This is a genomic window from Janthinobacterium sp. C22 (genome assembly GCF_057919405.1).
Genome location: NZ_CP193659.1, coordinates 2,334,676 through 2,349,776 on the forward strand (window position 1 = coordinate 2,334,676; position 15,101 = coordinate 2,349,776).

Genomic DNA, 15,101 nt, shown 5'->3' on the forward strand with positions numbered 1-15,101 from the left:
AGGTAAGGCATGACCCCTGAACTGACGATGCTGGCCTGTACCCTGGTGCTGGCGCTGGTGCAAATCCTGCTGCCCGCACTGTTCCGCACGCGCGAAACGGGCACGGCCTATAACGTGAGCGCGCGCGACGGCGACGGGCCGCCCGTGGGCAAGATCACGGGCCGTTTGCAGCGTGCCCAGACGAACCTGTTCGAAACTCTGCCCCTGTTTGCCGCCGCCGTGCTGATCGCCCACGTGACGGCGCAGGAAAGCGCGCTCACGCTCTATGGCGCGGCCCTGTACCTGGCCGCCCGGGTGCTGTATCTGCCCCTGTACGCGTTCGGCGTGCCCGTCGTGCGCACGCTCGTGTGGTGCGTGTCGATTGCCGGGCTGCTGATGCTGTTCTGGGCCATCCTGTTCGCTTCCTGAATTCCTACGCCAGCTGTGGTGCCCGTCCTATGGCGGTGCGCCAGGCCCGGCCGTAAAGTGGCGGCAAGCTGGCGATTGGCGCCGGCATGTCAGGGACCGGACGACGATGGCGATTACTACCTCTGCAGTGAAAGATACGGGCCGCGCCCGCCAGCGCAAGATCCAGCGCCTGCTGCGCGCCGTATTTGGCGTGGCGCGGCTGCGCGCGGGCCAGCAGGACGTCATCGACAGCGTGCTGGCCGGACGCGACACCCTGGCCATCATGCCCACCGGCAGCGGCAAGTCGCTGTGCTACCAGCTGCCCGCCGCGCTGTTGCCCGGCGCCACCCTGGTGGTGTCGCCGCTGATTTCGCTGATGAAAGACCAGCTGGAAAAGCTGCACGCACTGGGTATCACGGCCGTACAGCTCAACAGCAGCCTGTCGCGCGCCGACGAGGACGCCGCCATCGCCCGCATCGCCGAGGGCGGCAGGATCATCATCTTTTGCACGCCGGAACGCCTCGCCAATGCCGCCTTCCTGTCTCTGCTGGCCAGCGCGCCGCCCAGCCTGGTCGTCATCGATGAAGCCCATTGCATTTCCCAGTGGGGCCACGACTTCCGTCCCGCCTACCTGGAAATCGCGGCCGCCCTGCGCGCGTTGGGCCGCCCGCCCGTGCTGGCCTTGACGGCCACGGCCACCGGGGAAGTGGTGGCCGATATCGACACGCAACTGGAAGCGCGCAAGCTGAACGTCATCAATACCGGCATCTACCGCGCCAATTTGCGCTACCGCGTGATCCAGGTCACGAATGCGGGAGAAAAACAGGATGCAGTCCTGCGCCTGCTGCGCGAAACGCCGGGCGTGGGCATCGTGTACGCGGCCACCGTCAAGGCCGTCGAAGACCTGGCGGCGCGGCTGGAGGAATTGGGCGAGAGCGTCACCTGCTACCACGGCAAGCTGGCGGCGCGCGAGCGCAAGCACAACCAGGACTTGTTCATGGGCGGCGAGCGCCGCATCATGGTGGCCACCAACGCGTTTGGCATGGGCATCGACAAGCCCGACACGCGCTTCGTCATCCACCTGCAGGTGCCGGCCAACCTGGAAGCGTATTACCAGGAATCGGGCCGGGCGGGGCGCGACGGCTTGCCCGCCGACTGCACCTTGCTGTACTTCCAGGAAGACAAGCGGGTGCAGCAGTTTTTCCTGGCGAAGCATTACCCGACGGCGGAAGAACTGGCTGCCATCGTCGTCGCCGCGCAAGAGTTACCGGCCACGTTTACTTTCGCTGCGCTGGCGTCCAGCCTGCCCGAGTTTTTCGACGGCCACCTGAAGGTGTGCCTGAAACTGCTCAAGGATGGCAAGCTGCTGCGCCAGGACCGCAAGCTGGGCTACGGTCTGAAAGCGCCCTCGGCCAGCTCGCCCGCGTATGCGCAGCTGGCGCAGATCTATGTCGACAAGCAGGAGCGCGACAAGCAGGCGCTCGAGCAGATGGTGGCGTATGCGCAAAGCGGCTTGTGCCGCTGGAAACTGCTGCTCGATTACTTTGGCGACGCCGGCGATTTCGAGCGTTGCTGCACCTGCGACAATTGCCAGTCGCCGCCCGCGCTGGCCATGCCCATTTCCCTGGACGAGCTTCCGCCAGCACCCGCCGAGCCGCCGGCGCCGCAGATCGCCGTCGGCAGCCGCGTGCGCGTGCCCCGTTACCAGATCGGCACCGTGCTGTCGGTGGCGGGCGACCAGGTCACGATCGCCTTTCCGGAAAACACCACGCGCACCTTCATGGCCGAGTTTGTCGCTCCGGCGTGAACCCAGTGTGCGCTGTCTGACAGATGATCTGGCGCAAGAGCGCTAGAATCAGCCCATTCCAACGCGTGTTAACGTAGGAGCAGGGCATGGCGGACATGGTGGTGGTGCGCAAGGAAGGCTTGTACTGTGTGCCGGGTCAGTTCTACATCGACCCGTGGCGCCCCGTCGAGCGCGCCATCATCACGCATGCGCACGCCGACCATGCGCGCGTCGGGCACCGGCATTATCTGTGCGCCGCTCCCGGCGAGCAAGTGCTGCGCGCCCGCCTGGGCCCCGTGTCCATCCAGGGCCTCGCGTATGGCGACACCATCGAACACCACGGCGTGCAGGTCTCGCTGCATCCGGCCGGCCACGTGCTCGGCTCGGCCCAGGTGCGCATGGCGCACGGCGGCGAAGTGTGGGTGGCATCCGGCGACTACAAGCTGCAGCCCGACCCCACCTGCGCGCCATTCGACCCCGTGCGCTGCGACACCTTCATCACGGAGTCGACCTTCGGCCTGCCCATCTACCGCTGGCAGGCGCCGCAGGAAATCTACGACGACATCAATCAGTGGTGGCGCAGGAATGCGGCCGAAGGGCGCACCAGCGTGCTGTTCTGCTATGCCTTCGGCAAGGCGCAGCGCATCCTGGCCGGCCTCGACGCCAGCATCGGCCCCCTCATCTGCCATGGCGCGGCGCAAGCCCTGACGCAGGTCTACCGCGAATCGGGCGTGGCCTTGCCCGCCACCGTGATGGTGGGCGAGGTGACGGACAAGGCCGCATTGAAAACGGCGCTGGTGATCGCGCCCCCGTCGGCTGCCGGTTCGCCGTGGATGAAGCGTTTCGGCGACTACAGCGATGCGTTTGCCAGCGGCTGGATGCTGCTGCGCGGCGCGCGCCGGCGGCGTGGCGTGGACCGGGGTTTTGTCCTGTCCGACCATGCCGACTGGCCCGGCCTGATGCAGGCGATCACGGCCACGCAGGCCGAACGCATCATCGTCACGCATGGCTCGATCCCCGTGATGGTGCGCTGGCTCCAGCAGAACGGCTGGCAGGCGGGCGGTTTCGAGACGGAATACGGCGACGACGAGGCCGATGACGGTGCGCCTGGTGCGCCCACGGCGGCGGAGGACGTCAGCCATGCGTGACTTTGCCCGGCTGTACGCGGAAGTCGACGAAACGACCTCCACCAGCCGCAAGCTGGCGGCGCTGCAGGCCTATTTTCGCGGCGCCTCGCCCGAGAACGCGGCCTGGGCCGTGTATTTCCTGGCCGGCGGCAAGCCGCGCCAGGCCGTGCCCACCAAATTGCTGCGCGAGTACGCGACCGAACGGGCGGGCCTCGATGCCTGGCTGTTTGACGAGGCCTATCACGCCGTGGGCGACCTGGCCGAAACCATCGCCCTGATCCTGCCCGCGCCCGCAAAACGCAGCGACGTCGGCCTGGCCGAGTGGGTCGAGCAGCGCATCGCACCGTTGCGCGGCGCGGCGCCCGACGCCATCCGCGCCGCCCTGCTGGCGTACTGGGACGAGCTGGAAACGCGCGAACGCTTTCTGTTGATCAAGCTGATCGGCGGCGGCTTTCGCGTGGGCGTGTCGAAACTGCTGGTGACGCGCGCGCTGGCCTCCATCGCCGCCGTCGACAGCAAGCTGATCGCCCAGCGCCTGATGGGCTGGACCGATGGCAAGGTCAGCCCCACGGGCGCGGGATTCTTGAAACTGATCGCCGCGCAGTCGGAGGGCGAACATGCGCTGCGCGGCGGCCAGCCGTATCCGTTTTCCTCGCGCACCCCTTGCAGGCGGCGCCGGAAACCTTGGGCGACGTCGGCGGCTGGCTGGCCGAGTGGAAATACGACGGCATGCGCGCCCAGCTGCTGCGCCGCGATGGCGTGAACTGGCTGTGGTCGCGCGGCGAGGAATTGATCACGGAGCGCTTTCCCGAACTGGCGCAGCTGGCCTTGCCCGAGGGTACCGTGCTCGATGGCGAAATCCTCATCTGGCAGCCGGGCGACGTGCCGGCGCCATTTGCCGATTTGCAGCAACGGATGGGCCGCAAGACGGTCTCGTCCAAACTGCTGGCCGAGCTGCCCGCCGTGCTGGTGGCCTACGATGTGCTGGAACTCGATGGCGTGGACGTGCGCCAGCTGCCCCAGCTGGAACGGCGCGCGCTGCTGGAAAGCGTGGTGGCCGGCGTGCGCTCTCCCGCGCTGCGCCTGTCGCCGCGTGTTGACGCGGCAAGCTGGGACGCCCTGGCCGCCATCCGCGAGGAATCGCGCGCGCGCGGCGTGGAAGGCTTGATGCTCAAGGCCGTGTCGGCCGCATATGGCGTGGGCCGCACGAAAGACGTGGGCACGTGGTGGAAGTGGAAGATCGATCCGTATGTCATCGACGCCGTGCTGATCTACGCCCAGGCGGGCCACGGCCGGCGCGCGTCGCTGTACACGGACTACACGTTCGCCGTGTGGGATGAAGTGGAGGAGGGCGAGCGGGGGAGCGCAAGCTGGTGCCGTTCGCCAAGGCGTATTCGGGCTTGACGGATGCGGAGATCGCGCAGGTCGACGCGGCCATCCGCAAGACGACGATAGAAAAATTCGGCCCCGTGCGCAGCGTGCAGCCGACGATGGTGTTCGAGATCGGCTTCGAGGGCATCGCCGCGTCCAGCCGCCACAAGGCAGGCATCGCCGTGCGCTTTCCCCGCATCCTGCGCCGCCGACAAGACAAGACAGTCGCCGACGCCGATACCCTGGCCACCCTGAAGGCCATGCTGGCGACCGCCGCATGAGCAGGCGATGAGCACGCTGGCGCAGCGCATCGATGCGTGGTTCGCGGGGCGCGGCTGGACGGTCTTTCCCTTCCAGCGCGCCGTCTGGCGGGCTGGCGCACAGGGCCAGTCCGGCCTGCTGCATGCGAGCACGGGGTCCGGCAAGACGTATGCCGTCTGGTTCGGCGCCTTGCTGCGCGCCGAGCGGCTACAACGCAAGGGCAGGAAGCAGGGCTTGCGCGTGCTGTGGATCACGCCCATGCGGGCGCTGGCGGCCGACACCGTGCGCGCGCTGCAGGCGTCCGGCGAAACGCTGGCGCCCGGCTGGCGCGTCGAGGCGCGCACGGGAGATACCAGCGCCGCGCAGCGGGCGCGGCAGGCGAAAGCGTGGCCCGAGGTGCTCGTCACGACGCCGGAAAGCCTGTCCCTGATGCTGAGCCAGGCGGACGCGCAGGAACGCTTCAGCCTGCTGGAAACGGTGATCGTCGACGAGTGGCATGAATTGATGGGCAGCAAGCGCGGCGTGCAGGTGCAGCTGGCGCTGGCCCGCCTGCGCCGCTGGAATGCAACTTTGATGACGTGGGGCCTGTCGGCCACCCTGGGCAATCTGCGCCAGGCGCAGGACGTCTTGCTGGGAGAGCAAAGCGATGGCGTGTTGGTCGAAGGCAAAATCAAGAAGCGCATCCTCGTCGACAGTTTGATTCCCGTGAACCCCACGCGCTTTCCCTGGGGCGGGCATTTGGGCATCCAGATGCTGCAGCCGCTGATCGCCGAGATCGAGGGCAGCGCCACCACCCTGGTGTTCACCAACACGCGTTCGCAGGCCGAGCTGTGGTACCAGCACCTGCTCGATGCGCGCCCCGACTGGGCGGGCCTGATCGCCCTGCACCACGGTTCGCTGGACCGCGCAGTGCGCGAGTGGGTCGAGCAGCACCTGAAGACGGGCGAGCTGAAAGCCGTCGTGTGCACATCCAGCCTGGACCTGGGCGTCGATTTCCTGCCCGTCGAGCGGGTGCTGCAGGTGGGCAGCGCGAAAGGCATCGCGCGCCTGGTGCAGCGGGCGGGGCGCAGCGGCCACGCGCCGGGGCGCATTTCGCGCGTCACCCTGGTGCCCACCAACAGCCTGGAATTGCTGGAAGCGGCGGCCGCCCGCGCCGCCCTGGCGCAGGGCCACCTGGAAGCGCGGCCCGTGCCGGACAAGCCGCTCGACGTGCTGGTGCAGCACCTGGTGACGATCGCGCTGGGCGGCGGCTTCGATTCGCCGGCGCTGTACGCGGAAGTGCGCGCTGCCTGGTCGTATCGCCACCTGACGTCCGACGAGTGGCAATGGGCGCTCGATTTCGTCGCGCGCGGCGGGCAAAGCCTGACCGTGTACCCGGAATACCGCAGAGTGCTGCCGGACGATGCAGGCATCTACCGCGTGCCGGACGTGGCGCTGGCGCGGCGCCACCGCATGAGCATCGGCACCATCGTCTCGGAAGCGGCGATCCAGGTCAAATTCCTCGCCGGGGGACGGATCGGCAGCATCGAGGAATCGTTCATCGCGCGCCTGAAGCAGGGCGACCATTTTCTGTTTGGCGGGCGCATCCTGGAATTCGTGCGCGTGCACGAGATGACGGCCTACGTGCGGCGCGCTACGGGAAGCCGGGGCGCCGTGCCGCGCTGGCAGGGCGGCAAGATGCCGCTGTCGTCGGAACTGGCGCACGCCGTGCTGGACCAGTTGCAGCTGGCGCAGGAGGGCAAGGCCAGCGGGCCGGAAATGCGCGCGCTGGCGCCCCTGCTGGCCATCCAGCAGAAATGGTCGTGCCTGCCCACGCGCGCCAGCCTCTTGCTGGAAACCTTGTCCAGCCGCGAAGGCCATCACCTGTTCGTGTATCCGTTCGCGGGCCGCTCCGTGCATCTGGGCCTGGCGTCCCTGCTGGCTTACCGCATCGCGCGCGTGCAGCCGGCCACCTTGTCGATCGCCGTCAACGATTACGGCTTTGAATTGCTGGGCGCGGACGATATCGATTTCGCCCCGCTGTTGACGGCCGCCAGCGGCGCCGATCTTCCCCTGTTCAGCACGGACAACCTGCTGGAAGACGTGCTGGCCAGCCTGAACGCGACGGAACTGTCGCAGCGGCGCTTCCGCGAGATCGCCCGCATCGCCGGCCTCGTGTTCCAGGGTTATCCGGGCCAGCCGAAAAGCGCGCGCCAGCTGCAGGCGTCGTCCTCGCTGTTCTTTGAAGTGTTCCGCAAGCACGACGCGGCCAATTTGCTGCTCACGCAGGCGCAGCGCGAAGTGCTGGAGCAGGAACTGGAACTGACGCGCCTGCGCGCCACCTTGCGCGAACTGCATGGACGCAGCCTCAGTCTGCAAGCGCTGGAGCGCGCCTCGCCATTTGCCTTCGGCCTGATGGTCGAGCGCTTCCGCGAACAGCTGACGACGGAAAAACTGTCGGACCGGGTGGCGCGGCTGGTGCTGGCGCTGGAAAAGGCGGCCGCATGACGGGACAGGAGCAAGCGCACTGCGCGGTGGAACTGGCTGGCGAGCTGGTCTGGCTGCTGGCGCACAAGGCCGTGTACTGGCCGGCGCGCAGGATGCTGATCATCGCCGACATCCATTTCGGCAAGGCGGCCGCGTTCCGCGCGCTGGGCGTGCCCGTGCCGCGCGGCACCACCACGCAAAACCTGCTGGCGCTCGACGCCTTGCTGGCCAGCTACGCCTGCGAGGAAATCGTCTTTCTCGGCGATTTTCTGCATGCGCGCGCCGCCCATGCGGCCGCCACGGTGGCGGCCATGCTGGCCTGGCGCATGCGCCATCCCGACGTGCGCCTGACGGTGGTGCGCGGCAACCACGACGCGCATGCGGGCGATCCGGCCGCCGCGCTGGGCATCCGCATGGTCGATGAACCGCACGAGGTGGGCAAGCTGTCGTTCTGCCATCACCCGGACACCGTGGCGCCCGGCTATGTGCTGGCGGGCCACGTGCATCCCGTGTTTCACTTGCGCGCAGAGCGTGGAGGCCTGCGCCTGCCGTGTTTCCTGCTGGGCGGGCAGCGCGCCATCCTGCCCTCGTTTGGGGCCTTTACGGGCGGCCATGCGGTGCGGCCAGCCGCTGGCGAGCGCGTCTACGTGACGGCGGACGCGGCGATTTTTCCGCTGCCCGCCAACTGCTGAGTGTCAGATACTTTTGGTGGAAAACTGAAAGTGACTGCGCCACCGTGGGCGGGACTCATCCTACATGCGCTCTTGCCATCCTCCTATTTCTTGCGCCCCATGCGCGCACTAAGATGACTGTTCCCTTGCCATGCGAGGGGGAAGAATTGCATGGTTTGCACTGTTTTCGATTCTATGGATCAAGGAGATCATCATGGCCACATCGAGCGACAATAAACAGCAAGGTAGTAAAGCCAGCAGCGGCACCGCCAGCAGCGGCACCGCCAGCAGCGGCACCGCCAGCAGCGGCAGCAAGCAAAGCGATACCAGCAAACGGGGTTTCGCTTCCATGGATCCCGCCCAGCAGCGCGAAATCGCCAGCGAAGGCGGACGTGCCGCGCATGAAAAGGGCACGGCGCATGAGTTCACGTCGGAAGAGGCACGCCGCGCAGGCAGCCAAAGCCACAAGAACGATGCGAACCGGCAAAGCGCCGCCAGCTCCGGCGCTTCGCGCGACAATGCCAGCATGAACCAGGAGGGCAACCGCGACAGTGGCAACAAGCAAAGCGGCGGTTCCGGTTCCAGCTCCGGGTCGCGCAACAAGTAGCTGAGTAGCAAGCCGCAAGTCGCCCTGGCCAGCGGGAAGCAGGCACGCCGCTGGCCAGGGCCACGCCATGCTTATTCGGCTACCGCCAGCTACCGCCGGCCAGCGCAAAATTTTGATGCAATGCAGCAGGCATGGACTATGATGAAATAGCTGCGCCGGCCACGGCCCACGCGCAGTCAACGCAGTCAAATCGCACTCACGCACTCACGATCAGGGAGAAGAATGATGGGCAACTCCACCACGCCGCAAGCCGGCAACAGCCAGGGCGGCACGCCGTCCACGGCGGGCAACAAGCAAAGTACGGCCGAGTCGGGCGAGAACTTTGTGCTGGTCGATAGCGAGCAGGGGCTCGATATCGGCGACGATCTGTTTTCCATCGGCGAAGTGCGGCGCGCCGACCGCTTGCCCCATCACCAGTCCGGCTCCGCCGGGCAGAGCCGGCAGAGCGCCGACGATGCGCCCGACACCACGGGCAGTACGGGCGTCTGAGCTGGCCGCCTAACTTTCTTCACTCCCGGACCACCCGCGCTGGGCCAGCTGCAAGACGTGTTCGCGCACGTCGGCTGGCCATGCCGGCACGCACGCCAGGAACGCTGGCTGCTTGCCGGCGAACAGGGCGCGGCTGGCTTCCTCGAAGCCGGGCGCATCGCCGGCCAGCGCACTCATGACTTTATACGCCGCTTCGCGCGCCTGGCGCTGTTCATCGTGCGCCTTGTTGCCGCGCTGCGCCTGCTCCACCAGCTTGCGCAAGGCCACGGAAGCGCCGCCCGGCTGCGTCGCCAGCCATTCCCAGTGACGGGGCAGCAAGGTGATTTCGCGCGCCACCACGCCCAGCTTCGGCCGGCCTGCCGTGCGTATGGCCGGGGGCGCGTCGTCGTCCTGGGAGGGCGGTACGCGAGGCAGGCGCTGCAGCACGTCGGCCAGGCTGCCGTGCAGGTTCAGGTCCACCTGGCTGCCGCTGGCATCGTCGAAGATCAGGATCTGCGCATCGGGATCGCGCGTCACCAGTTCCTTCAGTGTTTGTGCCACGGCATGCAATGTGCCGGCGGCCACTTTGTGTGGCCCGGCAAAGGCCGTCAGTTGGGTGGGGGTGTGCATGGCTTGCTCCAATGAGTCCGTATGCGGCAAATTTTACCCGGGTAAAATTAAAAGTCAATAACACCCGGGTAAAATAGGGGGCGTGCTACAGGTCGACCCGGCCGTGTTCGCCCATGTCCTTCGGCGGTTCGCCCGTGATGGCGGCCTTGGCCATTTCATAGAATTGCATCATCTTGCTGGCGCTGCTATCCCAGTACTCGGCCGACTGGATCGTCACCTTGATCAGCGACAGCTTCGGATCGTCGAGTCCGCCCGGGAACCAGGCTTTCACCAGCGGATTCCACAATTCCTCCGCCTTGGCGCGGTCCTTCAGCAGCTGCGCGTGGCCGCAGACGGATACATACAGGCTGTCGCCCGTGTCGACAAAGCTGACGTTGACTTGCGGATTGTTCAGCAAGTCGCGCGTATAGCTGGCCTCGTCGGAAACAAAGAACCAGATCTGCCCCTCGCTGTCGACCTGCTGCTGCGTCAACGGCCGGCTGGTGAGGGTGCGCATGTCGTCGCTGGTGGTCAGCATGCCGAATTTGACGTCCTTGATCCTGGCTGCGATGCTGGCCAGTTGTTCGCTGGAATACGATTGCATGGGTGCTCCCTTGTTGGTTGTCCTGAACAACCAGCATAGGTGCTTGCTGCATGCGGCTCTGTACGGCAGCTTACGTAGCAGGGGAGCTTTGTTTCAACGCTGTTACAAAACGCTGGCCTGGCAGTGCCTCCCATGTATTGACTTAATAAATGATAATCATTATCATTTGTTTGAAAATATCAGCAGGCACTTGGATTGAAGGATGGGAATGAAGCACACTGACTTGTCGCGCCACCTGGCTCGCCTCTCGCCGGGAGCGGGCCATGAGTAATGCGGGCGCCGCCGACAAGGCCAGGAACAATGCCCGCCGCGCCGTGTGGCTGAAGAATCTGCATCAATGGCACTGGATCAGTTCGGCACTTTGTTTGCTGGGCATGTTTTTGTTCGCCATCACGGGCATCACCCTGAACCACGCCAGCCAGATCGAGTCGAAACCGTCGATCACGCGCCAGCAGGCGACCCTGCCGGCCCCTTTGCTCACGGAACTGGCCGCCTACGCCGCCCGGTACGACGGCGCCAATGCGCCCATGCCGGCCGCCGCCGAAGCCTGGCTCAAGCGGCAGTGGTCGCTCAACGCGGGCGGGCGTGCCGCCGAATGGAGCGCCGACGAAGTCTACCTGCCGTTGCCCAAGGCAGGCGGCGACGCCTGGGTGCGCATCGGCCTGGAAGACGGCGCCGCCGAATATGAATTGACGGACCGGGGCTGGGTGTCCTGGCTCAACGACGTGCACAAGGGCCGCAACACGGGCGTGGCCTGGAACTGGTTCATCGACATCTTTGCCGGCGCCTGCATCGTGTTTTGCCTGACGGGGCTATTGATTTTGAAGTTCCACGCGGCCAACCGGCCATTTACCTGGCCGATGGTTGGCCTCGGCATCTTGATACCTTGCGCGATCGCCTTGCTGTTTATCCACTGATCGTTTTTATTTTTCCTTTTTACAGGCACACCATGAAATTACGCTACTCCCTGGCGCTTGGCCTTCCCCTGATCGGTACGTCGGCGATGGCGGCCGACCTGGCCCTGAAGCTTGAAATCCCGCAATTGAACGTGGCGGAATACCATCGTCCCTACGTGGCGGCATGGCTGGAAACGGCCGATCAAAAGGTCGTCGGCAACCTGGCCGTGCTGTATGACGTGAAAAAGAAGGACAAGGCCGGCGAAAAATGGCTGAAGGACATGCGCCAATGGTGGCGCAAGAGCGGCCGCGACCTGGCCATGCCGGTGGACGGCGTCAGCGGCGCCACGCGCGCCCCGGGCGAACATACCTTGACCTTCCCCGGCGCCAAGGCCTTGCTCGACAAGCTGCCGGCCGGCGAATACCAGGTGGTGGTGGAAGCGGCGCGCGAAGCGGGCGGACGCGAACTGGTGCGCGTGCCGTTCCAGTGGCCGCTGAAATCGGCCCAGTCCGTGCCTGCCAAAGGCAAGGAAGAACTCGGTAATGTCGTCGTCCAACTCAAGCCATAAGGCGCACATCATGTTCAATCGCTACAACAAATCCCTGATCGCCCTGGCCCTGGCCGGCCTGGCCATGAACGCCCACGCCCACCGCGGCTGGATGGTGCCGTCGAGCACGATGGTGGAAAGCAAGGACGCCTGGGTGACGGTGGACGCCGCCGTCTCCGATGGCCTGTTCGAGATCGACCACCAGCCGCTGCGCCTGGATGCGCTGCAAGTGACGGGTCCGGATGGCGCGAAAGTGGCGCCCGCGAACACCGTCACGGGCCGGCTGCGCAGCGTCTTCGACGTCAAGATGGAAAAGCCTGGCACGTACAAGGCGGCCATCGTGTCGCAGAACGTCATGGCCAGCTACAAGCTCAACGGCGAGCAAAAGCGTTTCCGCGGCAACGAAGAGACGTTCAAGAAGGACGTGCCGGCCGACGCGCAAGAGTTGAAAATCACGCGCACGGCCAGCCGTCTGGAAACCTTCTTCAGCAATGGCGAAACCAGCACGGAAGTATTCAAGCCGACGGGCGTGGGCCTGGAATTCGTGCCGGTGACCCATCCGAACGACTTGCGCGCGGGCGAAAAAGCCACGTGGCGCTTCCTGGTCGACGGCAAGCCGGCGGCGAACCAGGCCTTCAGCCTGGTGCCGGGCGGCGTGCGCTACCGTGGCGTGCTGGGGGAAATCCGCCAGAGCACCGATGCCAAGGGCGAGATCACGTTCACCGTGCCGGCGGCCGGCATGTATTACCTGAGCAGCACCTGGCCGGCGGCCGCCCCTGCCGTGGCCGGCCAGCCGCCAGCCATGCCCGAGCGCCGCATGACGTACGCGGCCACCGTGGAAGTGCTGCCGCAGTAAGCGGCGGCATCGTCACGAGAGCGCCGATGCGCCGGGTCCTGCTGCCGCAGCATATTTCCGATCAGGCCGCGCCGCCCGGCGCCGCGATCCGGGACTTGCGCGGCCTGTCCATGGGCACCAGCTGGTCGGTGCGCCTGCTCGAGTCCGCCATGCCGGGACGCGCTGGCAGCGCCGATTTGCAGCAGGGCTTGCAGCAACAGCTGGACCTGGTCGTGGCGCAAATGAGCCACTGGAGCGAGGAGTCCGACCTGGGCCGCTTCAACCGGGCCGAGCCCGGCAGCTGGCACAGCCTGCCCGCCGCCTTTTGCGAGGTGCTGGGCTTTGCCATGCATGTGTCGCAGGCGTCCGGCGGCGCGTACGACCCGTGCGCGGGCGCCCTCGTCAACCTGTGGGGCTTTGGCCCCCGCAATCGCTACGATGAGCCCGGCTTCCTGCCGCCGAAGGATGACACGGTGGCCCTGCTGCTGTCGCAGCGCCAGCGCCGCCGCCTGGAGCTGGACTTGCCGGCCCGCCGCGTCCGCCAGCCTGGCGGCTTGCAGCTCGATCTATCGGCCATCGCCAAGGGTTATGGCGTGGACCGCCTGGCGCGCTATCTGGATAGCCAGGGCATTCACCATTACCTGGTCGAAGTGGGCGGCGAGCTGCGCGGCGCCGGCAGCAAGCCCGACGGCCAGCCGTGGTGGGTCATGCTGGAACAGGTCGATGGCGCCGCCGATGGTGCCGATAATGCGCAGCATCCGCCGGAAATGCTGCTGGCGCTGCACGGCTTGTCCGTCGCCACGTCGGGCGACTACCGGCGTTTCTTCCAGGATGGCACGGTGCGTTTCTCACACACCATCGATCCCCGCAGCGGCATGCCGATCGCCAATCAACTCGCTTCCGTCACCGTCGTGCATGAGCAATGCATGGCGGCCGACGCCTGGTCGACGGCCCTGACCGTGCTCGGTGTCGAGGCCGGCATGGCGCTGGCCGAAGAGCAGGGCCTAGCCGCGCGCTTCCTGCAACGCGACGGCGCTGGCTTTCACGAAACGCTGAGCAGCCAGATGCTGGCCATGCTCGACGAATGAACGATTAATTCCATGATTTTTACGCACGATACGACGCGGCTGGCCCTGCTGGCCGCTCTGTCCCTCAGCTACGCGGGCGTGTGCCTGGCGCCCTGGCTGCGCGCGCGCGCCAGGCGCCGCGCGTCGGACGCCGCCAAGGCGGCGCTGGCCAACAGTCCCGCCTGGCTGGTGGCGTATGCGAGCCAGACGGGCAATGCGGAAGAGCTGGCCACGCAAACGGCGCAGAGCCTGCAACTGGCCGGCATCCCCGTGCGCCTGTGCGCGCTGGCCGAACTGACGGCCGTCGATCTGCAACAAGCGGAACGGGCCCTGTTCCTGGTCAGTACCTATGGCGAAGGCGACGCGCCCGATAATGCGGCCGCCTTCATGGGCCGGCTGATGACGGGCGAGCTGGCGCTGCCGCAATTGCATTACGCGGTGCTGGCCCTGGGCGACCGCAGCTATGGCCAGTTCTGCGGCTTCGGCCGCGCGCTCGATGCCTGGCTGGCGGGGCAGGGCGCGTCGCGCCTGTTCGAACGCATCGAAGTGGACCGCAGCGCGAATGCCGCCATCGAACAGTGGTTCCAGCATCTGAGCCACCTGGCCGGCACCAGCGACGCGCCCGACTGGAGCGCCCCCGCCTTCGGCGACTGGCGCCTGACGCACAGGCAGCTGCTCAACCCGGGCAGCGCGGGCGGCGCCATCTATCACGTGGAACTGGCGCCCGTGGCCGGCAGCTTTCCCGACTGGCAGTCGGGCGACCTGGTGCAGGTGACGGCGCCCGCCGATCCATCCCAGCCGCGCGAATATTCGATCGCATCGATCCCGCGCGATGGCGGCGTGCACTTGCTGGTGCGCCAGCATGCGCATCCCGACGGCAGCCTGGGCCTGGCCTCGGGCTGGCTCACGGCGCAGGCCAAGGTGGGCGACGTGGTGCAGCTGCGTTTGCGCCAGCATAAACGCTTCCGCCTGGAAGACAATGCCCAGCGGCCATTGATTTTGATCGGCAACGGCAGCGGCATCGCCGGCTTGCGCGGCCACCTGAAGAGCCGCGTGCTGGCAGGGCAGCGGCGCAACTGGCTGATCTTTGGCGAGCGCAATGCGGCCCACGATTTCCATTACCGCGAAGAGATTGAAGGCTGGCATGCCAGCGGCGACTTGCCGCGCCTGGACCTGGCGTTTTCGCGCGACCAGGCCGGGCGCACCTACGTGCAGGACCGTCTGCGCGGCAATGCCGATGAAGTCAAATTGTGGCTGGAGCAGGGCGCGGCCATCTATATTTGCGGCAGCCTGGCCGGCATGGCGGGCGGCGTCGACCAGGCCCTGCAGGAGATACTGGGCCGGCCCGCGCTCGACGCGCTGGCGGCCGAAGGGCGCTACCGGCGCGACGTGTATTAA

General features: G+C 66.6%; 14 protein-coding genes and 1 pseudogene. 13 read left to right on the forward strand and 2 right to left on the reverse strand.

What is annotated here, in order from left to right:
- Positions 1 to 9 precede the first annotated feature (9 nt).
- The 8 genes and pseudogenes from ACRHIG_RS10780 (at position 10) to ACRHIG_RS10815 (ending at position 9,165) form a co-directional block, all read left to right on the forward strand.
- On the forward strand, positions 10 to 408 hold the full coding sequence (locus ACRHIG_RS10780) for an MAPEG family protein (protein WP_489630162.1): 399 nt from the start codon (positions 10 to 12) through the stop codon (positions 406 to 408).
- A gap of 106 nt (positions 409 to 514) precedes the next feature.
- A complete protein-coding gene (locus ACRHIG_RS10785; protein WP_489630163.1) occupies positions 515 to 2,194 on the forward strand; it encodes a RecQ family ATP-dependent DNA helicase in 1,680 nt (559 codons plus the stop codon).
- An 86-nt stretch (positions 2,195 to 2,280) separates the two neighbouring features.
- On the forward strand, positions 2,281 to 3,321 hold the full coding sequence (locus ACRHIG_RS10790; RefSeq protein ID WP_489630164.1) for a ligase-associated DNA damage response exonuclease: 1,041 nt from the start codon (positions 2,281 to 2,283) through the stop codon (positions 3,319 to 3,321).
- Positions 3,314 to 4,952 (forward strand): annotated as a pseudogene (locus ACRHIG_RS10795) (ATP-dependent DNA ligase). Before ACRHIG_RS10790 ends, ACRHIG_RS10795 begins: the two are co-directional and overlap by 8 nt.
- A 7-nt stretch (positions 4,953 to 4,959) precedes the next feature.
- Entirely contained in the window at positions 4,960 to 7,419 is a 2,460-nt protein-coding gene (locus tag ACRHIG_RS10800; protein WP_489630165.1) for a ligase-associated DNA damage response DEXH box helicase, read from the forward strand.
- Positions 7,416 to 8,090, forward strand: a complete 675-nt coding sequence (gene pdeM / locus ACRHIG_RS10805; RefSeq protein ID WP_489630166.1) for a ligase-associated DNA damage response endonuclease PdeM — start codon at positions 7,416 to 7,418, stop codon at positions 8,088 to 8,090. Before ACRHIG_RS10800 ends, pdeM begins: the two co-directional genes overlap by 4 nt.
- A gap of 193 nt (positions 8,091 to 8,283) precedes the next feature.
- Positions 8,284 to 8,676 carry a KGG domain-containing protein gene (locus ACRHIG_RS10810; protein ID WP_489630167.1) on the forward strand — a complete coding sequence of 131 codons (393 nt, stop codon included), beginning with the start codon at positions 8,284 to 8,286 and terminating at the stop codon, positions 8,674 to 8,676.
- Positions 8,677 to 8,898: 222 nt separating this feature from the next.
- Positions 8,899 to 9,165: a hypothetical protein gene (locus ACRHIG_RS10815; RefSeq protein WP_489630168.1), complete on the forward strand. Its 267-nt coding sequence runs from the start codon at positions 8,899 to 8,901 to the stop codon at positions 9,163 to 9,165.
- 9 nt (positions 9,166 to 9,174) lie between these two features.
- On the opposite strand, the gene ACRHIG_RS10820 is transcribed toward ACRHIG_RS10815, so the two are convergent.
- Positions 9,175 to 9,774, reverse strand: coding sequence for a DUF2239 family protein (locus ACRHIG_RS10820; RefSeq protein WP_489630169.1), 600 nt, complete (start codon positions 9,772 to 9,774; stop codon positions 9,175 to 9,177).
- Positions 9,775 to 9,859: 85 nt separating this feature from the next.
- Positions 9,860 to 10,357, reverse strand: a complete 498-nt coding sequence (locus ACRHIG_RS10825; protein WP_475415592.1) for a pyridoxamine 5'-phosphate oxidase family protein — start codon at positions 10,355 to 10,357, stop codon at positions 9,860 to 9,862.
- A 218-nt stretch (positions 10,358 to 10,575) separates the two neighbouring features.
- Between ACRHIG_RS10825 and ACRHIG_RS10830 the strand changes: the two genes are divergently transcribed.
- The 5 genes from ACRHIG_RS10830 to ACRHIG_RS10850 are packed head-to-tail and all read left to right on the forward strand — an operon-like array spanning position 10,576 to position 15,101.
- Positions 10,576 to 11,274, forward strand: coding sequence for a PepSY-associated TM helix domain-containing protein (locus ACRHIG_RS10830; RefSeq protein ID WP_489630790.1), 699 nt, complete (start codon positions 10,576 to 10,578; stop codon positions 11,272 to 11,274).
- Between the two features lie 32 nt (positions 11,275 to 11,306).
- Complete coding sequence (locus tag ACRHIG_RS10835) at positions 11,307 to 11,822, forward strand: DUF2271 domain-containing protein (protein ID WP_475415591.1); 516 nt, start codon at positions 11,307 to 11,309, stop codon at positions 11,820 to 11,822.
- Positions 11,823 to 11,832: 10 nt separating this feature from the next.
- Complete coding sequence (locus tag ACRHIG_RS10840) at positions 11,833 to 12,657, forward strand: DUF4198 domain-containing protein (protein WP_489630170.1); 825 nt, start codon at positions 11,833 to 11,835, stop codon at positions 12,655 to 12,657.
- A 26-nt stretch (positions 12,658 to 12,683) separates the two neighbouring features.
- A complete protein-coding gene (locus tag ACRHIG_RS10845) occupies positions 12,684 to 13,724 on the forward strand; it encodes an FAD:protein FMN transferase (protein ID WP_489630171.1) in 1,041 nt (346 codons plus the stop codon).
- A gap of 12 nt (positions 13,725 to 13,736) precedes the next feature.
- Positions 13,737 to 15,101 carry a sulfite reductase subunit alpha gene (locus ACRHIG_RS10850; RefSeq protein WP_489630172.1) on the forward strand — a complete coding sequence of 455 codons (1,365 nt, stop codon included), beginning with the start codon at positions 13,737 to 13,739 and terminating at the stop codon, positions 15,099 to 15,101.